We start from the raw sequence: 25,785 nt of genomic DNA on the forward strand, positions 1-25,785 counted from the left end.
GACACCAAACTTTCCTGGCTTCCCAAGGGATCAACAACCCATGGGCAGAGACATTGGAATGAGAAGCATGCCGGGCAACGGCGTGAGAGTCAGCAGGCCGGTTCGTCGGGGTGGGCGAAGACACCGACGATGTAGCCGTGAGTGACCGGGGACGCCTGGTGAGCCTGGCCGACGCCTGCTGCGTCGGGGCGGAACAGGATGCCGCTGGCGTGCCGGCCCCCGTTGGTCTCCAGGCGCCACTGCGGATCGGCCAGCAGCAGGGAGACCGCGATGAGGAAGCTGGTCTTGCCGGAGCCGTTCGAGTCGTCTTTGGGGCCGAGACCGGAGATGGCGATGAAGGTCTCCGGGACGATCGGGACGGCGTGTGCCGTGAGCCGGGCGATGTCGAAGGCCTGGACAGCGATGAGCTGGCGGTCGCCGACGATGCCCCGGGACAGGTCGGAGGTGGGCAGGGTGGTCATGATCTGTCATGCACCTCGTAATCAAGAGCAGTGGCCGTCGGCGCGATGGGGCGGGCGCGGCGCCGGCGGATCGATTCGGCGAGAGCACTGTCGGGATCGGCGAGCAGGATCAGCTGTTCGAACAGTTCGGCGCCCACAGCCGGCGTCAGCCGCAGGAACTGGTGGCCCAGGACGTAGCCCGCTCTGGTCCGGCGGACCAGGTCGGCGTCGGTGAGGCGCTGCAGCGCGCTGGTGAGAACGACGTCGGACACCTGGCAGCCCCTGAGCTGGTCCCTGGGCACGGGGGTGCCCAGGGACCACAGCTGCTCGGGCAGGGCGGTGCCGGACGCTCGGGGAATGGCGACGCTGAACAGCAGGATCAAAGTGAGGACGGCGCGGTCGTCGCGCGGCAGGACTCCGATTCCTTCGTGCGCCAGACGTTGTCTGATCTCGTCGGTGTAACCGGAGAGGTAGCCGCCGCCGACCGCGAGCAGGGTGCGTCCGGATGCGGCCAGGACCTGTTCCACCACAATGCGCAGCGGGATCTCGGCGAGGGCACGGTAGTGGACGGATGGTACGGGGATCACGGCGGTCTCCACGGCGCAGACCGCCGCTCGGACATCGGCCCGCCGGTTGTGGGACAGGGCTTGCAGTGCCGGTACGTCCACGGGCTCACCCCTTCCTCGGAGCGGGCAGGATGTCGTAGCCATTGCGCAGTTCGGCCACATCGCGCTCGGACCACAGCGCGACCATGGGGCCGAGGCGGATCATGCCGTCGCCGACGTCTGCCGCGAGGTGTCCGCAGGCACGCAGGAACCGCAGGGCCGTCAGGAAGTGCCCGGTCTGCCCCAGCACGGCCGCGCCGTCGCGGGGCGCGAGGGTGTCCTGGAGAGGAGTCAGGGCGGCGAGGACGTCCTGCTGCGAGGCGGGTTGTCCCGGGTACAGCGGCTGGCCGGGGTCGGGCCAGCAGTGGCGGATGCAGCAGGCCAAGGTGAGCAGGCGGACAGGCGAGGCGGTTCGGTGGACGTCGCTGTCGCCCAGCGCGCCACTTGCCGGTTCCACATCGGGAGCCCAGCCGGTCATCAGCTCCTGGGTCCCGTCGGGGGTGACGACATCGACCAGCCGGCGCTCCACATCGTCGGCGGCGCAGCGCAGCTGGGTGAGTTCTGCGCGGTCCGCCGGGACAGGGACCGTGTGCAGGGCTCGGGCCCGTGCCAGCAGGTAGGGGTCACTCATGGGGGCTCTGCGGTGCGGCTTCGGTGTCGTCGTTCACGTCTTGTGGGCTGTCGGGAATGCGGTACACGGTCACCGGCGAGGCGTAGGTGACCGGTCCTGCGGCGTCCACGATGACCTCGCGGGAGATGTCGAGCATGAGCGGGATGGCGGGGTCGGCTGCGGCGCGCAGCATGTCGACCAGGTGCTTGACCGCTGCCTGCCAGGGCAGGGCACGCAGGCGGGCGGTGACGTCGGCTTCGTCCTTTCCGGCCATGAGCAGGGTCACGGTGGCCTCTCGCCGCTGCCGTGCGAGCGCGGCCTTGGCGCGTGCGGTCTCGACCGGATCCGGGCCGGGCGGCTGCGTCGGGGGGCGCGGCAGGCGCTGCCGCGGCGGCGGGGGCTGGTGGTCGGCTGCGGCGGTGAGGATCTGGCCCGTGGTGATCTGGACGTGGGGCGGATCGAAGACGGTCGTGGCGAACACCTGCGCGAGCGTTTCCGTGGAGGAGCGAAGGGCCGCAGTCAGGTACTGCTCGGGTAGGAGCATGCTGAAGTCGCGCCGGATGGTGGCTTGTTGCATAAGCCGGTCGTGGAACTCGTGGACGGCTCCTGTGTAGCGCAGGGCTTCCCGGATCAGGCGGGTACCGCCGGAACGCAGTGCAGGGTACTGCTCGGCGACGGCATGGACGAGGTGTTTCGCTTCCTCGAGCGATGTGGTGTGGGCGTGGTGGTGACGCTGGCCGAGCAGTTCTTCGATGGGCCTGGTGCGCACCAGCCGCAGCAGGTGGTTGGTGTAGTTCGCAAGGCTCCGCCGGGCCTGGGCGATCTTGGCGGCCAGTTGTTCCTCGGTCAGGGAGCCGTTCAGGATGCCTTCGCGGGCCCGGTCCAGCAGCATGGTGATCTCCTGGACACCGCCGGCCTCCCCCAGGCGCTCGTACACCAGCAGTGCGGCACCGCTGGTCGGGTTGAACACATACCGCTGGTCGTATGACTTGCCGTGCAGCGACTCCAGCAGACGAAGTTTGATGAAGACCCGGAATCTTGAATCGAACTTGTCGGCGGAGGCCACCGCGGCGCAGGCCTGGGCTATCTCCCCGCGGCTCAGACCGTGTTCAGAGCCGAAGTCGCCGAACACGTCCCGGACGGCCTCGGCGATGCGCAGTGCCACCGGATCGCGTGTCACTGCGCTCGGTGCAGCAGCGACCGGTGCCACGAATGGCGGTATGTGCTCTAGACCCTCCGCGTCGTCCTCCTGCTGCACGGAGAACAAGTCAGGCTGATCCGGCAAGTACCCCTCCACCCCCGCATCACGCGCGTCCCTGGACCAGCATGACCGCTACCGGGCTCAAAGGGCCTGGAAACCACAAAACTTGTCTTTGTCCTTCCCCAGCCCCAGCCGCAGCAGTGAGCGTGTGTCAGGCGCATCGGGATCGCCGAGGTGTCTATCGTCCGTCGCGCTGGAGCGGGGCCTCGCGTCGAGCCTGGCCGTCCCGGAAGGGGTGCGGGCCGGCCGGCAGGCCGATCTGGCGGCCACCCGGCTTCATGCCCTGGCAGCGGCAGGAGGCTGTGGCAGCGCCGGTGGACGGGGGCGGTCGTGGCCGACCGGGGGGCCGTCGGGATGGTCGTGGATCCAGGACAGTCCGCCCAGGTCGAGGCGTTGGCGGGTGCGGGTGACCGCTACATAGGCCAGGCGGGCTTCGGCGTCGTCGATGGGATCGGGTGTCGGCGGGGGGCCTGTCTGCTCGTCGGGCGTGTTGTCCTTGGGACGGGCGAAGTCGTCCGCGATGAGCACGCGGGACCATTCACGCCCTTTCGCCTTGTGGGCGGTGGAGACGGTGACCTGGGCGTGCGGCTCGGGGGCAAGGTGGGCGACGGCCGTGAGGATGGCCTCGGTGCCGTGGGTGTCAACAAGGTTGACCAGGGGCTGCAGGTCGCGGCCGGCCGGGTCGTGGGCGGCGTAGTCCTGCAGATCGCCCCATGAGGGGAAGAGGATCAGTTCGGGGTGGTGGGTGCGGCGGCCTTCCTTCAGGTCGCGGGCCGCGAGCGCCAGGGCCTGCAGGCTGTCCCCTCCCCCGGCCAGGGCGACCCGGCAGCTGGCCGCCATGAGGGTCATGACCTGGGCCATGGCGCCGACGTTGGTGCGGCACAGCACAGCGTCCGGCTGGGTGACGGGGCCAAGTTCGGTGGACACGGCAGGGGTGCCAGTGAGGCGGATCGGGGCATCGGCGAGATGCAGCCAGCGGTTGGCCTCCGCGGCGAGGTCGGGGCCGAAGCGGAAGGACTGGGAGAGGGTCAGCTGGGTGCCGTCGAAGCCGGTCATGACGTCTTTGGCGCCGCGCCAGTGGTAGATGGCCTGGGCGGAGTCGCCGACCATGACCAGCTGGGCGTGATCGCGCTGGGCGAGGAAGATCTGTTCGACGACGGGGTTGGTGTCCTGGGCCTCGTCCAGCAGCAGGAAGTCGGCCTGGATGCGCGGCCGGGCAAGAGCCCAGATCTTGAGGTAGTGGTCGTGGTCGAAGCGGACGGAGCCGCCGTCCGGGTACTGCAGGTCGGCCCAGGCCTTGCAAGCGAACGGCACGATGTGGGCGGCGAGTTGGGCGTGGAGATCAGGGTCGTCCAGGCCCCGCAGACGGGGGACGTGGTGGCGGGTGATGGCCTCATCCGCGGTATGACAGAAACGGGTGACGGTGCGCAGGGCGGCGTTGGACAGGGCGCGTTGGGAGATCTCGCGGTCGCCGATGCGGACGGCTTTGGTGAGGCCGAGGGCTTGACCGGTCTGCCAGGCCGGGCGGCGGGGTGCGTTCAGGCGGCGGGTGTAGCGGTGGCCGACGGCGGCGTAGGCGAGGGCGTGGGCGGTCTTGCACTGCACGGTGTTCGGGAAGCGGGCGGCTGCGTCCTGGGCGATGGCCCGGTTGTAGGCGAAGTAGCGGCCGCGGCGGGTGGTGGCGCGGGCGAGCAAAGTCAGGGTGGTGGTCTTGCCGGTGCCAGCGCCAGCCTGCAGGGCGAGGTGGTGGCCAGCGTGGAAGGCGTCGGCGGCTGCCGTCTGTTCGTCGGTGGGGTTCACGGGGTGGGCCTCTCGGGGAGCCGGGTGAGTGCGTGCCCGACAGCGGACAGCAGGTAGGCGGGGGTGGTGTGGGCCAGCAGTTGGGACACCGCGCGGTCGAGGCGGTCGGTCTCCCGGTCGGCGTGCTCGGCCAGGGCCCGGCGCACGGCCAGTTCCAGGAAGCGCTCGGGGTTCTGCCGGGCGCGGCGGGCGTCGGCGGTGAGGGCAGCGTGCACGGCGGGCGGGAAGGCGACGTTGAGCAGCACGCTGTGGTCGGCGTCCGGGTAGTGGGTGGTGATCACGTCGATGGGCAGCCGGGTGCCGAGGCGGTGGCGCAGCCGGTGGGCGGCGCGCTGCGGTGTCTTGGCGGCGACGAGGGCCATCAGGCGGGTGGCGTCGTGGTTGGCGGCGAGCGGCAGCAGGCGGGCGGCGCGGTGCAGGACGGGCGGGGGCAGGGGGCGGGTCAGTGTGATTTCCAGAGCGTGATGGGGCACGAGTCATCCCCTTCGGTGCGGGCGGGGCGGGGGGTGGGGCAGCCGGGTGTGGATGTGTGCCGCGTGCAGGAGGGGGTCGAAGGGTTCCCAGCAGGCCAGGGCGAGGTCGGCGGCGCCGGGGACGGCGGCGTGTGCCGGACAGCGCTGGGTGCGCCAGCGCAGCTGTTCGCCGTAGGAGAGGTGGCTAAGGTCGTAGATGGCCATCAGGGCATCAGGCAAGGCAAGTTGGCCGTGCCGGGCGGTGGTGGGCAGCAGTTTCCACATCCCGGCCGGGCCGACGGAGGCGAGAACGGGGTTGGGGCAGCGGTGACGGTGGCGGGTCTGGGCCACGCAGCGCAGGTCCTCGAGCCGCTGCTGGGCGAGGTAGCGGCACAGCAGCAGCTGGACGACGGGGCGGTCGGGTCCCCCGGTCGGGGGGACGGGCTGCGGGGTCGCGGGTGGGGCGGGGATGAGAACCCCAGTGTCGATGAGGCGGCGGGTGCGAACGGCGAGTTGGCGGCGGATCGCCTCGATGCGGGAGCCGGCCTGGCAGGTGGGGGTGCGGTGGGGGCAGAGCACGGCATGTGGGATGCGGCACCAGGCGCTGTTGTCGCCGTGCGGGTAGGCGATGCCGCCGCTGAGGTGCCAGCGGCAGGATTCCGGGACGTCGGCGGTGGCCAGTTCGGCAGGGTGCAGGGCGATGGGCCGCTGGCCGTGGCGCTGGTAGAGGTCGATGCGGTAGCCGCAGCGGCGGCAGCGGCCGGTTTGGCCGGCGCACAGCAAGCGGCTGGGGCTGGTGGTGGCCACCCGGAGCGGGCGGGGGCGGTGGGGGGCGCGGGGGCTGCCGTCCCAGTGGCGGCCGTCGGGGGCGGGCGTGGGGCACATGGCCCGGACCGTGCCAGGCGACACGCAGGCATGAGCAACGTGTCGGGGATATGTCCCACGGCCGGCCCAACGAGCCCGCACGCATGAGCGTTACTGCGGATGGCTGTTCTATGCCTGCTTGCCCGATCGGGTGATTCCCGGCGTGGTGCGCGGCGGGACGGAGCAGGGGTTCAGGAAGTGGCCGTGCCGGGCGGGGTGTGGTCGTCGCACAGGGCGCCCAGGAAGCGCTCGATGGGCACGTCGAAGGTATGGGCGAGGGTGTGCCAGGTGGTGACACTGCCGGTGGTGCGGCCGTGTTCGAGGTCGATGAGGGTGCGCCGGGCCAGACCGCTGCGGTCGGCGAGTTCGTCGAAGGTCCAACCGCGTTCGGCCCGCAGGCGCGCGAGCACGACGCGCAGCGCAGTGAGGTCGGGGTCGGGCGGCAAGATCGTCACCTGACCATCCGACGGTGCAGACCCCTGCCCCGTCAGTGCGGGTTTCTGCACTTTCGCCAGGGCAGAGGGAGGCGAAATCCACGGTGCGGGAATCTGCACTACAGTGCGTCCGTCCCGGGGGCCGTCATGGTGAACCCCGCCACGAGAAGGACAGACGGACGGGAGGACGACCAGCCCATGAGGCTCGGTGGCGCACATGCCGCAGTGCGGCGCATCTGGACAGTGGAACTGCGCCCGCAGGCGGACGGCCCTACACTCGTCTGCCCCTCGTGTGCCGCCCGCACCTTCCCCCTGCAGGCGTCCTCCGCACGGTCGGCCGCCCTGTCCCATCTGGCCTGCCACGCCCGTGTGGACGCGTTGCCGCCGCACCTGCGCAGCTGCCAGTGCCGGCTGCGGGGCTGCGTCTGGCATCCGCGTCATCGCGGCTGTGCCGGGCGGGTGCTGCTGGCCCTGACCCGCGACCTCAGCGGCCGCACCTGGCGGCTGGCCGACGCATGCGCGGCCTGCGCGGCGGCGACCAGCCACACCGCCGTCGTACCGGACACTCTGCTCAGCCCTCACCGACCGGCCGCATCAGCCCCCGTCCGGCCGCGGGCGCACGGAGACGAGCCGCAACGGGTACGGGAGATGCTCACCCACCTCGCCTCCGCACTCGGCTGCGTCACCTCCCCCGCCGCCCGGCTGCTGGCCCTGCAATGCGCCCTGCGCGCCGACACACACGGCTGCGCCCGGCTGCCAGTCGGCGTGCTGCGCGGCATGCGCCTGCACCGGCACACCGAGGCGTGGCAGGAGCTGGTGCAGGACGGCTGGCTCGACCTGCCCGATCCCCGGGCAGCGCCTTTGCAGGTGCGGCTGCTCGACGACGCGGCGCTGGACCAGGCCCCGGGCCGCAGCGCCCGTCGGCGCGCCGCCCATTGGGCCCTGCAGCCCACCTCACTCAGCGTTCCGGCGACGGCAAAGCCCGCAGAACGGCTGACTGCCTTGGTCCTGGCCGCCCACACCACCGCGGCCAGCCCCACAGCCGACATGGCCGTTGTTGCCCGTCTGTGCGGGCACTCCCCCCAGCAGACCGGAGTACTGCTCGACCGGCTGGTCGCTGGCCGTACCCTGGCGGCCTGGCACCATCAGCGGGACACCGACGAGGTGCACTGGCGGCCGGCTCCCTTTAACCGGCCCGTCTCCGGCTCCGCGGACTCGTCTGCGCGCTGACCGCCGCCAGGTTCGGTCAAAGAGCTTGGAGTAGAAGGCGATCGAGCCTTCCAGCTCGGCGAACGCAGGACCCATGACATGGCGGTCTTTCATCCAAGATGATGCTTCATCGACAGTCGATACAGCCTCTCTCAGTTGGGACCCCCAGCCCGGCCGCCGGTCGAATCCACGAGGCGAACGGGGAGAGCGGGCGTGGATGCACCGGCTGATCGAAGCGGATCCGAACCGTTCGCTGATCGGTCCCGATATGTGGTGAGGTTGGCTCATGGGTTCCCGATCGAAGCGCCGTAAAGCGCGCAACAGGAGGCAGCGCCGTTCCGGTCCGAAGTCGCCGGCGTTCGACCCGCACGCGCAAGTGATGGTGGACTCCTTGACTGCCTTGATGGCGCTCATGGCCACGTTCGCTGGCGATGATCCTGCGGCGGCGGTCGACGCAGCATTCGACAAGGCTGTCGACGAGTTCGTCGCGAAACTGGGGCGGTTCGACGCGATCCGGCTCATCGAGGTGGCTCGTCAGCGGTTCCTGCCGATGGCGCGCGAAGGCGAGACGCCCGTCACTGCGGAGGCGGGCGCCGCGTACCTGGAACTGCTGGCGCTGGTCGCTCTCGCCGCCCGGCAAGATTCGGCGACTGCTGGTGCCCCCGCAGTCGAGGACCAGGAGATGAGCCACTTCGTCTCCGAGGCGAAGGACGAACTCGACGGGATCCTCCGCCTTGCACAGATACGGTCCATCGCCGCCGTTGACCCGACCGACAAGCTTGCCCTCGTGTCCATGCTCATTCGTGGCGCCGAGGTATGGATGCGCAACTCGTCCTACCCGGAGATGGTCGCAACGACCAACCTGGCGCTTCTCGACGGCAACCCGAGCGTTCGCGCGGCGCTGAATGCCGAACTCGGCTTCGACGCGACCGACGCCCTGGCTGTCCTCGACGCATGCCACCACCTGCAGGAGGCCGGTCTGAATGACCGCCTCAAAGCGATGGGGGACGCAGTGCTGGACGCGATGGCCACGGAGGAGGCGGGCCGGGCGGACGACGGGCCGGCAGAACTCGCCAGGTCCAGTGTCATGTCGATGTTCGAGCCCGACGGCGACCAGGCCACGGTCGCGATCGACGACGTCGTCGCGCGCACGGGCATTGCTGTTGAACGTGTGGGGGCCGTTGTCGAACGGTTCCGCCTCGACCTCGGGACGGCCAACCCTGCGGACGTCATCGATGCGTTCACCACCGGCAGGAACCCGCTGCGTAGCCGGCCGCTCGTCGTCGCCGACAACGGGCGCTTCATGCTGCCGCACCCGGCGTTGAGCGTGTTCGCCGTCCGGGAGAACCTCGAAGAGCATCTGAAGACGTTGCCCGTATGGAGCCAGTACGCGAAGCATCGCGGAGACCTTCTCGAGTCCCGCACGCGCGACGCGCTCAACCGCGTACTCCCCGGGGCTCACTTCCGGGACGCGTTCGAGTACTACGTGCCCGCGAATGGCAACGAAGCCAAAACTGCTGATCCGGCGAAGTACACCAAGCGCGTCGAGGGCGACCACCTCATCGTCCTCGACGACGTCGCCCTCATCGTGGAGGACAAGGCCGTCGCGTTGAGCGCCCTGTCCCGCGGAGGGAAGACGACACGGATCCGTACTGATCTGACCGGCATCATCACGAAAGCAGCCGAGCAGTCCGGCCGCATGCGGGATGCAATCGAGCGGGACGGTGGCCTACGTATCGAAGACGAAGGCTGGGTCAACCTCAGCCACATCCGTGAGATCCACACCATCGCCGTCAGCCTCGACGACCTCTCGACCGTCCTGACCGCCACCGCAGAGCTGGTGCAGGCAGACCTGCTCACCCCCAACAACATCCCCTGGACGGTGTCCCTGCACGACCTTGAGCTGATCACCGAACTCGTCGCACGCCCGGCCGAGTTTCTCCTCTACCTGCGTCGGCGCCGCAACCCTGATGTCACCGTCATGTTCCATGCACCGGACGAACTGGACCTGTTCCTGTACTTCTTCGAGGCGGGCCTTTGGGTCGAACCCGACCCGGCACAGGTGTGTGCCGCGTTCCCGTTCCTCCCTGAGCCGACCACGGCCGAGCTGCGCCGCTACAGGGCACAGAAGCCGACCTTCCTGACCAGCCGAACCGACGTGCTCGACAAGTGGTTTCACACCAAGGGACGTGATGACACGGGTTCCGGATCCGCACCCAAGCCGGCGATGGTGCCCTCGCCACTCGCACCTCTCCTCGACCAACTGCAGTCATGGAACGTAACCGGATGGCTCAGCATCGGCGCGACGCTGCTATCCCTGGCAACGCCCGCCCAGCACAAGTTCGCGCGCCATGGTGACATCCTCCTCAACAACCCGCGCCCGAACGGCCAGGGCCGCAGCATGACGGTGCCCGTCACGGCCAGCGTCGATCCGGCCGAAGGATGGTTGTTCGTGTGGGCGACACGCCCAGCTGGACAGGACCCCGACGACGCCAAGAAGAGCCTCCGTGGCTACCTGCGAGCCAAGAAGCATCAGCTCGGCCTGCCGCGTGGCGTCGTCTTCCTCTACGACGAACCGACTCGCGATCTCGTCGGGGCCCTCTGCGACGGACACATCGGGCCGCTCGACGCCGCGCTGACCGCCACCTTGCAGTCGTTGCGGCCTGCGTCAGAACTTCAACGCTCGATCCACCCGAACGCCAAGCGGCCACCACGCGGCACGAAGGACACTCCCGAACAGAGGCAGAAGCGAAAGCAGTAGCCCCTCGCGCCAGGGCTGCCGAACATCACAGAAAAGTCATCTCGGCAGGCCGCCAAGGCAAGTGGCACGCGGCCAGCGCCCGTGCGAGGAGAGGCTCTGTCTCGCGCAAGGAGGCGGTGCTCCGGCCGGTGTTTGCGCGGCTCGGCCTGGACGCCCCCGCGCGGCGCGGCGAGCGTAAGTCAGGCGCGGCGCACCTGGTGAACCAGCCGCCGCAACAGATCAAACGTGGCCGGCCCGAACTGGCCGGTCTGCAGCTCCTGGAAAGCCCCGCTCGCCACAAGCCACCCCAACCCTCTGCTTCCCCGCTCGGCACCTGCAGCCACCGCCCTTCGAGTCTGCATACACCAACATCCACACCCCAGCTGTGCGACGCGCCCCGAAACTCCGCCACGCTGCTGTGGCCGCTCTGCCGCCAACCCGTGTACCGGGCAAGACGCCACGGAGACCGGAGAGTTGAAGGCTGTGCTCTGCGACCCGCTGCACCGGGCGTGGGGCAGCGGCCTACTGTCGGCGGGCGGGGAGCGCCCTGTCGTGGATGGAGGGTGCGGTCAACTGCAGCCTAGTCCCGGTGTGTCGCGACCCATCGGGCGGACCTGCCGGCCCGGCCGCCCGATGCAGCGGCGTGGCTCGTCCCGGGCTCCAAGGGCCGGGGCCCTCCCAGAACCGCAGCGTGACGTAGATCACTTGAAAAAAGTGCGGGGTGATTGCCGGTTCGCCTTCAGGCCGGCCCTTAGGGATAGCAGCCTCATCATGCGCTACAGGTAAGGAGCTTCACATGGTCCTGCTGTGTTACTCGGATCTCGAGGACGATGACCGCGTCGGCGTCCCAGCGCTTCATGCCGCGTTGGAGAGCTGGGTGCTTCGCCTGCTGGTCGACACCCAGGACCGGGCCACGCGCCTGCCTGCCCGCTTCGCCTCACCGATCGAGGACTGCACGCCCGAGGACGAGGCACTGGCGTTGCGGACCATCCGGTTCCTGCGCTACGCGCAGGAACAGCTGATGGACCGGAACGCCCGCCTTCGCTACCTCTGTCCGGACTGCCCCCGCGATGGGCAGGCGGGCTGTCCGGCTCTCAACCGGCCGAGCCCGAGGGGAAAGACCGTGCACGAGGCGGTGTATGCGGTGCGAATCAAACCGGTGCCCGTGCAGCACGGGACCTGGCTGGCGCAGGCTCGGCCTGCGGCCTCCCGGGTGCTCGAGCGGCTGCGCCGGATGGCCAGGCAAGTAACCACACCCGTGCCCGGCGCCGGTGAGGAAGCCCGCAGGGCTGTCGTGCGCCACCTGTATGAGATGGCGCGCATGTGGAGGGCACGGGGTCTGCCCGATGACGCCGTGAACGTCGACCAGGAACAGGACGGGGCCTTCTCCCAGGACGTCTGGATCGCCTTGATGGAGAGGGGGCGGCGGAGAAGGGACACCGACGCGAGGCACTCCCCCGTGAACTTCATCGCTGCCGTCCTGCACACGCTCGCCCAACAGCTCAGTGGACCAGAAGCATTCACCACCCGCGAAGCCGTCATGGCCGCGCTGGTGGCACGTAACGCCTGCATCGAGGGTGACACGGCAGCCGTGGACGAATTCTCTCGGACGTGGCTCCATCTTGGCCGACCGCACGCGTGGCGCGCGGCCGTGGAGATGGCCCTGCTGGGTGACTGGGTTGAGGCTCTTGGCCGGCACCTGAGTGGGGATGCCGAGATCATGGAGCTGCTCCACCGTCATACCGAACGGGAACATCGCTGTCTGCAGCCGCTCTGGGAGCGAAAATCCGGCGGCCGCACGGTGCGGCTGCTGGAGGCCCCGGTCGCGTCGGGAGTGTCCTTGAGAGATGTGGTCAGCGATGACCGGCGCCCGGAGAACGGCCTGTTGCACGGCGAGGTGGACGATTGCCGCGTCCTTGCCGTGCTCGCGGATCTGCCACCCATGGAGAGAGCCGTAGCCATGACCTACGGTGCGCAGCGCGTGACATGGGCCCAGGCCGCGGCTCTGGGCGGCGCCGACGATCCGGATGCGTTCGGCAACCGGGTGCGCCGCAAGCTGAGACGACTGGGGCTGCGCCACCGTGCTGCGGCAAGCCCGTCCACCCCGGTGCCGGCGGCCGGCCAGTGAACATTCTCGGCGCAGCCGCAGCCGAATATCTAGCGAGCCTTGCGGCAGCACTCACGCTGGTCGCAGCGCGCAGCGTCAGGCGGCGCTTCAGGCAGCGAACTGGTCTCGCTCCGGGCGCGCCGGCCGCAGATGCGACAGCCGAGCCCCACTCGGGACCGCGCTGACGCCCGGCTGCAGGATGTGTACGACGCCTCCCTGAGACAGGAGGCGTCGTACACCCGGGCTCGGCACCCTTATGTTCGCGCCGCCGGGTCCGCGTGGGCGCTGGACGACCTGAGGGCCGCAGTGTCACCGTGCTCGCGGGCGACCGAGGCACCTACCTCGCCATCGACGGAGGACCTCCGGCCGGAGGTGCCCTCCTTGCAGGATGCCGCAGGCGGATAGGTGAACCCCGGGAGCCCTTGCACAGCACTAGGCTCTAGGAGTGACGACACCAGCCCCGCAACCCCCAAATGCTGGCAGACATCTGCTCTACCTCGTGGTGTTCGACCCGGAGGACGGCACGGCTCCCTCAGAGATCTCGCCGGTCATCGACGCACCGCTTGAGGACCCCGATCAATTCGCCATCCCTCACGCACTGGCACGCGACGTGGCCCGGGCGTTGCCCGGGTTGTGGTACTGCCTGCATCTGCCGCAGTCACGAGGAGACCTGGTCGACCTTGAAGCGTGGAGGCTGAAGGGCCTGCAGCAGCTGGCGATGGGACATCACGTGATGCCCGTTCCCGTCACCGCGCTCGACAGCCTGGCTCTGGCCCCGTGGTGGCGGCCGATGCTGGCGTTGTGCCCGGACGAGCTCGTCGAGCGGACCGCACGGGGAGCGGTCGCGCTGGGCGTCGAACTCCCCGTCGCCTCCTTCTCATCTCTGGGCGACGCGAGTCTCGAAGAACACTGGCAGGCCATCCAGGAGCGCGTATACCCCGACGTCCCTCCGCTGGCGAGGAAGGTCAATCTCAGCCACCGCCTGGACCTGGCCGCGTTGGACCTGCCCTGGCGTCTCATGGCTCGCCGGATGGGCTGGGACATCGATGCGCCCGCCGATGAGGAACCACGTACGCTGCTTCATCGCACCCTGCAGGGGCACACGCTCGTCGCGGCCACCGCCCGACTGGAGCGTCAGGGACTGACTGTCGAAGAAGCCGAACCGGTCTTTGGACAGACGGTCGTTGAGGAGAAGGCACGACTACGGCTGCCGGTTGCTCTGGCGCTGCCTGGGGTCGCCCCCGCATACATACGCGGCGCCTACCCCCCTCAGCTGCGCAAAGCCCGCGTCCGCCCGCTCGCGGCCCTGGACGCCGGCGACACCTGGTCGACCGAGATCGGTGAACGCGATGATGCCCACGTCGAACGGGCGGCCATCGAGTACACGCTGACCCACCGGGCCGTCGCCAACGACAGCCTGGGACTGATGATGCCTTCCGTTCCCCCCAGCGCGTTCACGCTGCTGGCCGACCTGGAAAAGCACTTCCGGGACTCTGCCGCGGACCGCCCCCGCTCGGTGGAGAAACTGCTCAGCCGCCTCAACGCTGTCGTCAGGCCCTTGTTCACCGAACCGGTGATGGAGGCCATCAGCCGGGCGTCGATGCTCACGGTGCTCTCCAACTTCCCTCTGGGCCTTGCCACCCTGCCGGGCGACACCGCCCCGCTGGCGGCGCGCCTGCCCCTGACGTACGAGCCGCTGCTGCCGCTGACCCGCACCGTGCAGAAGGCCGGTGCCGTCGCCGTCGGTGTCGAGTGGAAGAACCGCATCCGTGTCCTGGTGGCGGAGTGCATCCCCGCCAGCGACCCGGTGGGCCGAATCTCACGAGACGGTTGGCGGATCACTCAGGACACCCTGAAAGACGTCGAAGGGCTGAGTATCCACGCGGTGCAGACGCTCTCCCTGGATGCCCTGCGCGAGGCCGTCAGCGAGCACACACCTGACCTGCTGATCATCAGCGCGCACGGCACCCTCGTTGCCAACACGGCGGCCATCGTCATCGGCGACGAACCGCACGTCGAACTCGGCCTGCAGCACACTCCACCCGTCATCGTACTCAGCGCATGTCACGTCGCTCCCCGGGGATCCAGCGCCGTCTCCATCGCCGATCTCCTGCTGCGCGAGGGCGCACTGGCCGTACTGGGCACGCAAGTGCCCGTGGACGTGCGCCGCAACATGATGCTGACCGGCCGCCTGCTGACCAATCTCGCCGACCATCTCATCAACCAAGGACGTCACGCCACACTGTTGGAGGTGTGGCATCACACCCAGACCACTAACACCGTCAACGACATCCTCATGTCCACACCGTCGCTCAGCAGTTGGGGACGGACCCCCGGCCCGGGTGGCGGGCTGGCCCCACTACAGGAATTCATGATCAGCAGATCGGCCGGGCGGCTGCGCGGTGCCCACATCTACCAGGACACCGAACAAGTCCTCGGCGAGATCGCAGATGATCAGGGACGCGGCGAACAGGTCCGCAACTGGTTCCGCCGCCCGGGCTACGTTCCGGAATCACTCTTCTACCTCTTCGCAGGCCGTCCGGAACGGATCCTCATCTCCTCCATGGAGGAACGCGTCGCGGCGCTCTGGCCGGACTCCGACACTCCGGGCAGATAACGCCACTGACCAGCGCAAACCCAGCAACCGCTATAGCAGTCTGCACGAGAACGACATGCCCCATCGTCAGTCATGTCAGTAGCAGATGAGCACCGCGCGTCAGCGCCAACCGCCAGGTCACCAGGCTTGCGCCACTGACACCTAAATGACGACGTCCAACTGACACTCCCCTGCAGACCAGCACCGGGACGGTTCGGCGTGCGATGCCGTGCGGACTGGTGCTTGCGCAGGGACCGGGGTCCCGGATCGCTGGCTACGGACAACGCCGCCAAGCTGGATGGCCTTGGTCTGGAGAGGGCAGCCACACCGGAACCAGTTCGATCACCTCGAAGGGACGGCGGTCATCTCCATCGCCTGCCCGATGGGGACCAGGCTACCGAACCCGCACGCTCCGAGTTGGCCCAGGTCAGCGAGCGTCCATATGTCTACCGGCCAAGAGAGTAGCGATCGGGGTTACTGACGTGGCGTCAGACCATCTTGTTCGGGGTCCACCAGGAAGACAGGGTTCTGGGGTATCGGAGACCGTCGTCCCCATGTGTGGGGCGGCGGTGACTGTTCAAGAAGGAGCATCATGAGGAACCGGATCGGTCTCGCTTCCCTGACACTTCTGGCCGCGGCACTTGCCGCTCCCCCGGCCGTGGCCCAGGCCAGCGGCCCCGGGGAACCGCCCAACTGGAGCCCCAACGGAGCAGCGAACTGTTCTTCCCACTCCCACCGCAACATCGACGACACCGGCGGGCTGACGACCGACGTCAATACGCTGCGCCGCAGCGGCCCCCATGCGGACTGCGGCAGCAACCGCGTAGGAACCCGAGACGTCGACTATCACTGCTACACGTATAACGAGTCCGGCAACTCATGGACCTACGTGACAGTCCGGGCCAGTGGCGCCCAGGGCTGGATATGGGACGGCAGCCTGACAAACGGTGGCAGTCAGAGGATGTGCTAGCCGACGCCGTGCCCGCCAGGTGAGTCAGCACGAGAAAGGGGGGTGGCCCCCCGGCCGGGGAACGGCACGGCCGGGGGGCCACTCCTCTTCTTTTCCGGCTCGTACGCCGCCGCTAGCCGCAGCGTACGAGCCATCAGCGAGGAGACACCGTGACGCCAGGTTCGCGGCGACGCTGCGCGGCGCGACCGGAGCAGCCCCACCACGGGCCCCGGGTGCACACGTGTGCGCCCGGGGCCCGTGGTGGGGCTGGGGTCAGCTCGGTGTCGTGCGGGTCGGTGAGCCAGTCGACGACTTCGGCGTCGGTCATGACGATCGCCTGCGTCTCGTGGATGGGCCTGTCGTGCTGGATGACGTGGAAGCGGCCGGGGTGCCTGCTCGGCTTCGGGACGGGCCGGGCGGCTGCTTCCACCAGCGCCGGCAGCGGCGTCGGCCCGCCGCGCCCGGCGCCCCTCTCCGGCGCCGGGATCGAAGTGCGCCATCCGGTCCACGCGCGCCTTCCAGGAAACGGGCGGCGGAGGCACGGGCGGTCTGCTCGATGGCGTCGGCCGCTGCTTGGACGCGGTCGCGGACCAGGGTCGGGGGTGTGGGCGGCGACGACCAGGAGGTCGACGGGCGCGGCGACCTCACCCGCACCTTCATCCTGCCCGCCGTGCCCAGGAGCACCGACGCTTCGCGGATCCGGTGCTCGGCCAGCGCCCGGGCGGCCGGAGTGACAGCGAGTTCGCGGCATTGGCGGACGCGAGGCGGGGGCAGGTCGTGGACGAGCGTCGATCCGGCGAACCATACGAGGCGGGTGCCGCCGTCGGCGCGGTCCGCCGGGGAGCACGACCGCGTACTCGACGGGGGTGCCGTCGTCGTCCCGGCGTTGGCGCACGCGCAGCCGGCGTCGCGGAGCCGGTCGAGGAATCCGTGTCGTCGTGGGCGAGCGCAGCGGCCTACCCGGCACCCACCGACCAGGACAACCACACCCCGATCCTGCTGACGCCCACCCGCTGCCACCTCACCACGCTCTCACCAGGAGAGAGCCGGCGGCTTCAAGAGTCCTGGTCAGGGCGGGGAGACCGGGTGCGGCTCCCGGCGCCTGCCGCCCCTGTGTCGGCCGGAGTGCCTGGGATGATCAAGCGGCCTTCGTAGGCGAGTACGACGAGCTGAGATCTGCTGGACGCCGCGAGTTTGTGCATGATCCGGTTGATGTGTGACTTGATGGTGAGGGGGCTTACGTCGAGCGCTTTGGCGATGGCGGTGTTGTCGGGCTGCGTAGCGATGAGCGTGAGCACTTCGCGTTCGCGCCGGGTCAGTGGTGTCAGTGTTCGGTGGACGGTGGGCGGCTGGGCTGTGTGGGCGGGCGCGGGCGAGATGACCATGGCGCCACCGCAGATGACATCGAGTGCGGTGAGGAAGTCGTCGGGTGCGAGGTAGGGGCCGAGCACGCCGGTCACACCAGCACTCGTGAGGAAGGACAGTTCGGCCGGAGGGACGTGTCCGAGCACAACGACTCGGGTGCACGCGGCGGCGTGGAGCAGCCGTATCTGGGCTGCGGCGGACGGACCTCGGATGAGTTCCTGGGTGTCAACGAGCAGAAGGTCGCAGGTGTTCAGCCCGGTCAGGGCATCGGTGAGGGTCGCTGTCTGGGCGGGGCGGGCGAAGGCGGGGGATGCGGCGATGACGCGTGCGTAGGCGTCCCGGACGAGGGTCGGGCCGCCCGCGAGGAGTACTCGGTGCATCGGCGCGTCCTTCGGTCAGGGGGCGGGCCCGCGGTGGCGTGGCGACCGCGGGCCCGTGGGGTGGTGGTGTTGTCAGTGGTTGTGGTCCGTGGAGCCCGCGTAGACCGGTCCCGGGACGGTGCGGGCGGCGGGGGCGTGCTCGGCGAGCTTTTCGCCTTCGATGTCGACGTTGGGGAGGATGCGGTCGATCCAGGTGGGCAGGGACCAGGCGCGCTTGCCGAGAAGGGCGAGTGCTGCCGGGATGATCGTCATGCGGACGACGAAGGCGTCGAAGACGACGGCGACAGCGAGGCCGAATCCGAGCGATTTGATCATGGCGTCGTGGGAGCCGACGAAGCCGGCGAAGACGCTGATCATGATGAGGGCCGCGGCGGTGACGACGGTGGCGCTGTGCTTGAAGCCCGTCTCGATGGCGGTGCGGGCGTCGGCGCCGTGGACGTACGCCTCGCGCATGCGGGTCACCAGGAAGACCTGGTAGTCCATGGCCAGGCCGAACACGATGCCGACCATGAGGACGGGCATCAGGCTCATGACGGGGCCGGTCTGTTCCAGGCCGATGAGGTCCTTCAGCCAGCCCCACTGGAAGACCGCGACCAGGGCTCCGAAAGAGGCCAGTACGGAGAGCAGGAACCCGAGGGCCGCCTTGACGGGGACCAGGATGGACCGGAAGACGAGGATCAGCACGAGGACGGCGAGGCCGACGACGAGGATGAGGTAGGGCACGATCGCGGCGCTGAACTTGTCGGAGATGTCGATGTTGAGGGCCGTGGTGCCGGTCACGAGGGAACGGGCACCGCTGTCGGACCAGAGGTCACCGGCCAGGGTGCGGATGTCGGTGACGAGGCCCTTGGTGGCGTCGCTGCCCGGTGCGCTCTTGGGGATGACGGTGATGATCGCGGTGTCGCCGCCCTCGTTGAAGGCGGCCGGGGTTACGGCGGCCACGTCCGCAAGGCCGGAGAGGGACTTGCCCATGTCCTCGGCACCGCTGCGGGCGACGTTCGGGTCCTGGTTGTCGATGGTCACGGTGAGGGGGCCGTTGAAGCCGGGTCCGAAGGACTCGGACAACATGTCGTACGCCTTGCGCTGGGTCGACGACGCGGCCTTGGAGCCGTCGTCCGGCAGTCCGAGTTCGAGTTGAGTGGCCGGGAGTGCGACCACGCCGAGAGCGACTACGGCCAGGAGGAGCATCCGGGTCGGCTTGCGCAGGACGTAGGAGATCCAGCGCTGCCCCGGCCCCGGCTTGGCGGGGTCGGCCACGGGGGCGGGCCTCTTTCGGTTCTTGCCGCGGACACGTTCGCCTGCGAAGCCGAGGAGGGCGGGGACCAGGGTGGTGGCGACGAGGACGGCGATGACGACGGCGCCGGCTGCGGCGAGGCCCATCGCGGTCAGGATGGGCAGGTTCACCACCGCGAGGCCCACGAGGGCGATGACGACGGTCAGTCCGGCGAAGACGACGGCGGAACCCGCTGTACCGTTGGCACGGGCGGCGGCCTCGCGGGCGTCGTAGCCGTCGGCGCGCTCCGAGCGGTAGCGGGAAACGATGAACAGGGCGTAGTCGATGCCGACGGCGATGCCCAGCATCGTGGCGAGGGCCGAGGCGTTGCTGTTGAGGTCGAGCGGGCCACTGAGAGCGGTGATGGCGGCCATGCTCACACCGACTCCGACGAGCGCGGTGAGTAGCGGCAGGCCGGCGGCGATCAAGGAGCCGAAGGTGATGAGGAGGATGACGGCCGCCAGGGCGAAGCCGATGACCTCAGCGGTGTGGCTTGCCTCGGGGGCGGCCAGCGCGTCGCCGGAGGCTTCCACTGTCAGACCCTGGTCACGGCCGGATTCCAGGGCCTTGTCCAGGCCGACATGCTCGCCGTCGGTGAGGTCGGATTCCTTGGCGGCGTAGGTGACCTGCGCGAAGGCGGTGTTGCCGTCCGCGCTGACTGCCGCAGAGGTGAAGGGGTTGCTGATCTGTCCGATGCGGGAAGAAGAGGCCTTGATGCCGGCCAGAGTCGCTTCGAGAGCGGCCTTGTTCTCCGGGGCGCTGATCTTCTCGCCGTCGGGTGCACGCAGCACGACGCGGGCCGTGGCTCCGCCTGCGTTGGCCGCCGGGAACTTCTCGCCCAGCAGGTCGAAGGCGCGCTGGGCTTCTGTGCCGGGCAGAGTGATGCTGGCACTGGCGGGGCCCGAGCTGGTGGAGGCGCCGATTCCCACGGCGCCCAGAACGAGCGCCCAGAGGAGGACGACCAGCCAGCGCCGCTTGAACGCGGCTCCGCCGATCTTGTGCAGGAAAGTTGCCATGAGGAAAACGCTCCTGGTCGAGGGTGTTTTCGGACGTGCGGTGCCCTGAGCCCGGCCTGTGGCGGACGCGGGCTTGAAAGGGCGTGCGGAAGGGGACGAACGGCGTCAGTCCGTCGTCAGGGGCGTGCGAGGTCGCCGGTAGCGCTGGAAGGCGCGACCGGGAGGCTGCAGGCGGTGGGCCGGGGTCGGGTCAGGCGGTGGCGGGCCGCGCGGTGAGAGCCGGCAAGAGCACCAGCTCGACAATGGCTTCCATCAGCTCAGGGGTCGCCTCGGTCCCGTGAACAATCATGTGTGCGATCCACGGGGCGAGCAGGATCTGGTCCGCCAGCTCGATGACGGGGTTTCCGGCCGCGATCTCTCCACGGGCGACCGCGCGCTCGAAGATCTGGGCCAGATCTCGCAGGACCGGGTGGATCAGGATCTCGCGCACGATCTCCATCAGTGCCTCGTCCTGGGCGATCGCCGCCGGCAACGAGGTGAAGGGTTCCTTGGCCGGATCATCGGCTACCCGGAACCGCGCGACCTCCATCAGGTCGCCACGCAGGCTGCCGGTATCGATGCTGGACAGGTCCTTCCTGGTCTCCGTGCTGAGAGCCTTCCACGCCGAGATCACCAGACGCGGCTTGCTCTCCCACTGCCGGTAGAGGGTCGCCGTGCTGCACTTCGCCCGCTGCGCGACAGCGGCCATGGTCACCTGCTCATAACCGACCTCGCCGACGAGTTGGGCTGTCACGTGCAGCAACTCACGCTCCCGCTCCGGAGTGAGTTTGCGGCGGCGCGATACCGCGGGTTCCTCGGTCATGGCTGCTCCTGATCCGACCCCTGGCTGACACAGGAACTGTAGCCACCCCATGAACCGAAAATCAAATTTTCGAAACATGCGTTTTCGAATCTGAGGTTTTCGATCAGGGTGGGGCCCGGCTCTACCGCCGCCCGGTGTGCTGTGCGCGGCCGCGCTGACCGCGGGTCCGGCGCGGGCGGCGGACCCGGCATCGTGCCGCCGCGTCTGCCCGAAGGAATGGAGGCGCGATGTCAGCAGGTTGCTCTCCTCTCCCACGACGATCCCGTCCCCGTCCGCGCGGAGGACGGCCTGGAACCACACCCCGGACCGGGGCCCCGCGGCTGCCGTTCTCTCCCCCGCCAGACCTTCAGGAGTTCTCCATGGCGTTCCGCCCCTCTGACGACGCGATCGCGATCGTCGGTACCGCCTGCCGGCTGCCCGGCTGGGATCAATGGCACCGATGGGCTGTGGGACGCGCTCACTCAAGGGCGTGACCTGATCGGCGAAGCCTCGCCGGATCGTTTCGACGCCTCGCGCCGGCTCGATGCGAACCGACAGCGTCCGGGGTCGGGGGCAAGGACGGCGAGTGGCCTAACCGGCCGCGGGGTCACGGCGAACCAGCTGTCATGAGTCAGGTGTCCCGCTTCGCTGGAGTTGAGGTACGGCGGCTGTCTGACCTGGTGTGTCTCAGGTTGAGTGAGATGCCGAGTGTCCGTCCGCCTCGCCCAGCTGACGTCTGAGTTGCGCTTCGTGGAGCATCCGCGTCCGGATCCAGGCTTGCTGGAAGGACTGGGCCGCACGGCCGTCGGTACCTGTAAAAGCCTTCGCCCGGGCCGCCGCCCGGATGATGAGGTGGCACGGTGATGAACCACCTCGTAGGCGCCGTCGCTGGTCAGGAGAAGCCGGCCGGGGCGGGCCGGGCCGTGGACGGATTCCACGGCGGGGTGGCCAAAGCGCTCTTCGGTCTCCTGGTCGTCCCAGCCGTCGCCGAGACAGGCGGTGAGGACGTTGCGGTCTCCGTAGCCGTTGTAGGCGCGGCGTTGGTTGTGGTCCTCGGTGATGAGGCGGAGGTGCCCGTCGAAGAGGAGGTAGGCGCGGGCGTCGCCGGACCAGGCGAAGGTCAGCATCCCACCCGTGCCGCCGGCTGCGGGGGTGTGGACGACGACGGCCGCGGCGCACGGCAGCTGGGGTCCGTGATCGCAGTGGCGGCCGGGTTCGGCGGCGTACCGGGCGCGCTCGGTACGCAGGCCGGCTTCGGGGTTGGCGTGGAGGGCGGCGGTGCGGGCCAGGCGGCGGGCGGCGGTCCGGGTCCAGGCCCGGACGGTGGGGGTGTCGCCGACACCGTCGAGGAGGACGTAGGCCCGAGCCCGGCTGGGGGCCGTCCACACGGCGGTCGCGTCGCACTGGTGGTCACGGTCACCGGGCAGTTGAGCGGTCCCATAGGAATCCACAGCAGGGTCCCCCTTCGTTCCTCTCCACCACCGCGAGCCGGCTGCGGGCGGTTTCGGTCTCTTCGGATGCGACGGGCCGGAAGGACGGGCTTCGCGGTGACAACGACCAGCGGACGGCGGTTGCCACGTCCCGGGCGGTGTTCGTCCGCTGCGATCGGGACGCCGTGGAGGCGCTGGACGCCGGCGCCATCCGGGCCGCGATGCCCGTCGCGCCCATCAGCGGACGCGCGGCGGCGGACCGGATCGCCGACGCGCTCGGCACCCCGAACCCCACCGCGTACGGCGAGAAGTCCCGGGTGACCGCGTTTGTCGTGCGCCGGTTCGTCGACCGCGGACTTCTGGTCGACCTGAGTGCGGACCCGGACGGGACGCTGCACCACCACGACCAGGTTGACCAGGTCTGCCGCCGCGAGGACTTGGCGGACCTGGTCGCCGCCGACACCCCGCTCGGCCCCGAACAGGCCGCAACCCGTCTCCGCGTGCGCCGTGCCGACTTCGACCACATGGTCCGGCTCGGCTGGCTCCGCTCCCCGCAGTCGGTCGAGGTCCGCTTCGGCACCAGCCGGGCCGGCGCCGTCGACGTCGCCCTCTACACCACCGCCTCCGTCGACGCGATCGTCCCCGACCACCCCGACATCGACTGGAAACAGCTCCGCGCGGTGGAGAAGGGCCAGCGCTCCCCGCTCGCCGCCCTGCACCCCGCCCGGGCAGCAGCCGCCTGAGCCAGCGGGTCCGGCACTACGCCCGCGCTGCTTTCCCCACCCGCCGCGCCCCAGCCGTCGAGGAAGGCGGCCAAGGCGCGGCGTTGCGTTTCCTCGCGGGCGAGGACGGTGCGGTCGATGTAGATAGAGGTCGACGGGCCGCCTGTGTTGGCTGCGGCACCGCGGTTGCGGGTTGGCCAGGTTCGGGCCCGGACCCGGCGGGGTGCCGTCGGGTCCGGGCCGGCCGGGCGTGGTTGCTGCGGCTGGTTGTGGTGGTGGTCAGCAGCTGGTTGTGGTGTCTCCGGTGTCGACGGTGCAGGTGTCGCTGCCGAGGCCGCCGTTGGCGGTGTCGCCGCCCGCGCCGTCCTGGACGTTGATGCTGTCGTTGCCGAGGCTGCCGCTCATGGTGTCGGTGCCGTCCGTGTCGACGAGGGTGTCGTTGCCGTTCTGGCCGTCGAGGTCGTCGTTGCCCGGCCCGCCGTAGACGTGGTCGTTGCCGTTGTCGAACAGGTGGAGCAGCGACCCGAGGAGGGTCTCGCCGTAGTTGGTGTCGTTGCCGGCCTCGCCGTAGAGGTAGTCGGCGCCGTTGCCGCCGCCCATGATGTCGTTGCCGCTGCCTCCGCGGAGGGTGTCGTCGCTGTTGCCTCCGTCGATGGTGTCGTTCCCGGGCCCGCCGTGGAGGGTGTCACTGTTGTTGCCGCCGTTGATGGTGTCGTCGCCGCCCAGGCCGCAGATGACGTCGCTGCCGTTGGTGCCGTTCAGGGTGTCGTTGCCGTTGGTGCCGGTGATCGTGCAGCCCAGGGAGTTGTCGACGGTGGTGTTCTGGGCGGTGGTGTTGTTGCCCGGGGCGGGGTCGCTCTGGTCGGCTTCAGCGTTCGCGGTCGCGGTGACCGTCCCGGTCGCGGCCGGGGACAACACGACAGTGATGGTCGCGTCGGCCGAGGAGGCGAGGGTGCCGAGCGAGCAGGAGACGGTGGGCGCGGACACGCTGCACGACCCCTGGGAGGAGGTGGCGGACACGATCCAGGCAGACGCTCCGGACAGGGTCACGGTCGTGGTGGTGCCGGTCGCGGTGGCCGGGCCGTTGTTGGTGACGGTGACCGTGTCGGTGAACGTGGTCCCGAGCGGGGCCGGGTCGGCGGAGTCGGCGACCGACACCGCCAGGTCCGCGCCGGGGACGACATAGGTGTACTCGCCGGCCGGGGCGGGGGTGCTGGTGCCGCCGGGGGTGGTGACCTGGACGTCCACGGTCCCAGCGGTCCCGGCTGGGGCGGTGGCGGTGCAGGAGGTGTCGGTGCATGACACGGCGGTGGCCGGGTTGCCCGGGCCGAAGGTGATCGCGGTGGCGCCGGTGAAGTTGGTGCCGGTCACCGTGACCACCGTCCCGCCTGCGGTGGTGCCGCTCGCGGGGCTGACCGAGGTGACGGTGGGCGGGTCCTGGGTGAAGACGAACACGATGGAGCCGTCGCCCGCGTTCGAGCCATTGACCAGGGTCGAGGTCGCGCCGGGGTAGGTGCTGGTGATCAGGCTGGAGCCGCCACCGCCGGAACCCCCGGCACCGGCGAAGGAATTGCCGTTGGCGGTGCCGGTGCTGCCGCTGCCGCCCTGGCCCCCGGCCCCGTAGCCGGCCCCGCCGCCCCCGCCCGCGCCCGCCGGGGAGGGGACGCCCAGCTGGCCGGGTTGGGCGTTGCCGTTGGGGAAGGTGCCGGAGGCGCCCGCGACCGAGGTGGTCTGGCCGATCCCGCCCGCGCCGCCGGCGCCGCCTGCGGTGGCGGTCCCGGCCTTGCCCGAGACGCCGCCACCCGCGATCCCCCCGGTGCCGCCGCCACCGAGGCCGTTGCCGCCACTGTTGGCGCCGACGGACCCGCGGGGGGAGAAGACGCTGCCGGTGCCGCCGCCGCTGGCTCCGCCGCCGGACCCGGCGGTCAGCAGCGGAGTGCCGGTGTCGCCGGTCACCGCGACCAGGTCCCCGCCGAGCCCGGCCGTGTTGGCCGCGGGCAGCCCGGATCCGGTGTCCAGGGCGCCCTTCCTGCCGACGGTCGCGTTCAGGACCTGCCCGGGGGTGACGGCCAGCGCGGCCACCACATGGGCGCCCTTGCCGCCGAGCACCCCGACCCCGTTGGCGGACCCCCCGGCACCGTCCAGTGTCACCACCACGCCGGAAACCGCCGGCGGAACGGTGACACTGCCGGTCCCCCCGGCCGAACAGGTGACCGTGGTCGTGGCACCCGAAACAACCGGAGTCCCGCACACCCCGTCCGCCGCCGCGGCCGGAGCCAGTGCCACCAGGCCGGCACCCGCGAGCGCGGACGCTGCGGCCAGGGCCACGATCCGTCCGGGCCATGACGTACGCAATGAACGGGTCCGTGCTGACGAAGTCATGGACTTCACCCCTCTCATCGGTCCGCACCGCGGGGGCGGGCAACCAGCGGGCTCCCCTTCAACCACTGCGGCGCGGCAGCGCAACGGCCGGAAGAACCACAGCCGCGAAGACAGGCGGGCACACCGGCCCTGGACATCAACTCGGCTGCACTACTGAGGACTTGGGCATCAGGGCCGTCCCACAGACCATGGCACGGACGCAACACCGGCCGGAGGGGAACAGCCATACCGGCCGACAGAAGTCAAACTGCCCCACAAGGCGGCAGCAAGCATTCACCAATTGCTCTCACCCGATCAGATAGCACCAGGCCCGACCACTCCCAACGGAGTGGGATCTCTGGCTCGGCGTACGGGACGGAAACCAGCGCG

General features: G+C 69.8%; 18 protein-coding genes. 5 read left to right on the forward strand and 13 right to left on the reverse strand.

Annotated features, from left to right (window positions below):
* Positions 1-89: 89 nt before the first annotated feature.
* From ACH4S7_RS19060 to ACH4S7_RS19095, 8 genes are all read right to left on the reverse strand, one after another.
* Complete coding sequence (locus ACH4S7_RS19060; protein WP_398522376.1) at positions 90-461, reverse strand: hypothetical protein; 372 nt, start codon at positions 459-461, stop codon at positions 90-92.
* The gene (locus tag ACH4S7_RS19065) at positions 458-1,108 is read right to left on the reverse strand and encodes a hypothetical protein (RefSeq protein WP_398522377.1); all 651 of its coding nucleotides are present in this window, start codon (positions 1,106-1,108) and stop codon (positions 458-460) included. The genes ACH4S7_RS19060 and ACH4S7_RS19065 overlap by 4 nt, the downstream gene beginning before the upstream one ends.
* A 4-nt stretch (positions 1,109-1,112) precedes the next feature.
* A complete protein-coding gene (locus ACH4S7_RS19070; RefSeq protein WP_398522378.1) occupies positions 1,113-1,676 on the reverse strand; it encodes a hypothetical protein in 564 nt (187 codons plus the stop codon).
* On the reverse strand, positions 1,669-2,835 hold the full coding sequence (locus ACH4S7_RS19075; protein ID WP_398522379.1) for a hypothetical protein: 1,167 nt from the start codon (positions 2,833-2,835) through the stop codon (positions 1,669-1,671). The genes ACH4S7_RS19070 and ACH4S7_RS19075 overlap by 8 nt, the downstream gene beginning before the upstream one ends.
* A gap of 357 nt (positions 2,836-3,192) precedes the next feature.
* Positions 3,193-4,716, reverse strand: a complete 1,524-nt coding sequence (locus ACH4S7_RS19080; protein WP_398522380.1) for a UvrD-helicase domain-containing protein — start codon at positions 4,714-4,716, stop codon at positions 3,193-3,195.
* Positions 4,713-5,189 carry a hypothetical protein gene (locus tag ACH4S7_RS19085; protein ID WP_398522381.1) on the reverse strand — a complete coding sequence of 159 codons (477 nt, stop codon included), beginning with the start codon at positions 5,187-5,189 and terminating at the stop codon, positions 4,713-4,715. The genes ACH4S7_RS19080 and ACH4S7_RS19085 overlap by 4 nt, the downstream gene beginning before the upstream one ends.
* A gap of 3 nt (positions 5,190-5,192) precedes the next feature.
* The gene (locus ACH4S7_RS19090) at positions 5,193-6,053 is read right to left on the reverse strand and encodes a DUF6083 domain-containing protein (RefSeq protein ID WP_398522382.1); all 861 of its coding nucleotides are present in this window, start codon (positions 6,051-6,053) and stop codon (positions 5,193-5,195) included.
* Positions 6,054-6,223: 170 nt separating this feature from the next.
* Positions 6,224-6,487 carry a helix-turn-helix transcriptional regulator gene (locus ACH4S7_RS19095; RefSeq protein WP_037775690.1) on the reverse strand — a complete coding sequence of 88 codons (264 nt, stop codon included), beginning with the start codon at positions 6,485-6,487 and terminating at the stop codon, positions 6,224-6,226.
* A gap of 348 nt (positions 6,488-6,835) precedes the next feature.
* On the opposite strand from ACH4S7_RS19095, the gene ACH4S7_RS19100 reads away from it, so the two are divergent.
* The 4 genes from ACH4S7_RS19100 to ACH4S7_RS19115 all read left to right on the forward strand — a co-directional run bounded on the left by ACH4S7_RS19100 (position 6,836) and on the right by ACH4S7_RS19115 (position 15,139).
* Positions 6,836-7,696: a hypothetical protein gene (locus ACH4S7_RS19100; RefSeq protein ID WP_398522383.1), complete on the forward strand. Its 861-nt coding sequence runs from the start codon at positions 6,836-6,838 to the stop codon at positions 7,694-7,696.
* Between the two features lie 265 nt (positions 7,697-7,961).
* Positions 7,962-10,436 carry a preprotein translocase subunit SecA gene (locus ACH4S7_RS19105; RefSeq protein ID WP_398522384.1) on the forward strand — a complete coding sequence of 825 codons (2,475 nt, stop codon included), beginning with the start codon at positions 7,962-7,964 and terminating at the stop codon, positions 10,434-10,436.
* A 775-nt stretch (positions 10,437-11,211) separates the two neighbouring features.
* Entirely contained in the window at positions 11,212-12,543 is a 1,332-nt protein-coding gene (locus ACH4S7_RS19110) for a hypothetical protein (RefSeq protein ID WP_398522385.1), read from the forward strand.
* Between the two features lie 424 nt (positions 12,544-12,967).
* Positions 12,968-15,139: a CHAT domain-containing protein gene (locus ACH4S7_RS19115; protein WP_398522386.1), complete on the forward strand. Its 2,172-nt coding sequence runs from the start codon at positions 12,968-12,970 to the stop codon at positions 15,137-15,139.
* Positions 15,140-17,122: 1,983 nt separating this feature from the next.
* Here ACH4S7_RS19115 and ACH4S7_RS19120 read toward each other — a convergent pair.
* From ACH4S7_RS19120 to ACH4S7_RS19135, 4 genes are all read right to left on the reverse strand, one after another.
* Positions 17,123-17,812, reverse strand: a complete 690-nt coding sequence (locus ACH4S7_RS19120; RefSeq protein ID WP_398522387.1) for a LuxR C-terminal-related transcriptional regulator — start codon at positions 17,810-17,812, stop codon at positions 17,123-17,125.
* Between the two features lie 72 nt (positions 17,813-17,884).
* Positions 17,885-20,101, reverse strand: a complete 2,217-nt coding sequence (locus ACH4S7_RS19125; RefSeq protein WP_398522388.1) for an MMPL family transporter — start codon at positions 20,099-20,101, stop codon at positions 17,885-17,887.
* A 190-nt stretch (positions 20,102-20,291) separates the two neighbouring features.
* Positions 20,292-20,903 (reverse strand): TetR/AcrR family transcriptional regulator, encoded by a 612-nt coding sequence (locus ACH4S7_RS19130; protein WP_398522389.1) that lies wholly within the window; start codon positions 20,901-20,903, stop codon positions 20,292-20,294.
* 461 nt (positions 20,904-21,364) lie between these two features.
* Positions 21,365-22,333, reverse strand: a complete 969-nt coding sequence (locus ACH4S7_RS19135) for a hypothetical protein (protein ID WP_398522390.1) — start codon at positions 22,331-22,333, stop codon at positions 21,365-21,367.
* A 137-nt stretch (positions 22,334-22,470) separates the two neighbouring features.
* Here ACH4S7_RS19135 and ACH4S7_RS19140 point away from each other — a divergent pair, with 137 nt between their 5' ends.
* A complete protein-coding gene (locus ACH4S7_RS19140; RefSeq protein ID WP_398522391.1) occupies positions 22,471-23,055 on the forward strand; it encodes a hypothetical protein in 585 nt (194 codons plus the stop codon).
* 258 nt (positions 23,056-23,313) lie between these two features.
* Here the strand turns inward: ACH4S7_RS19140 and ACH4S7_RS19145 are convergent, their stop codons facing one another.
* Positions 23,314-25,416: a calcium-binding protein gene (locus tag ACH4S7_RS19145; protein WP_398522392.1), complete on the reverse strand. Its 2,103-nt coding sequence runs from the start codon at positions 25,414-25,416 to the stop codon at positions 23,314-23,316.
* Positions 25,417-25,785 lie beyond the last annotated feature (369 nt).

Source organism: Streptomyces sp. NPDC020965 (assembly GCF_044333555.1).
Taxonomy (GTDB): domain Bacteria; phylum Actinomycetota; class Actinomycetes; order Streptomycetales; family Streptomycetaceae; genus Streptomyces.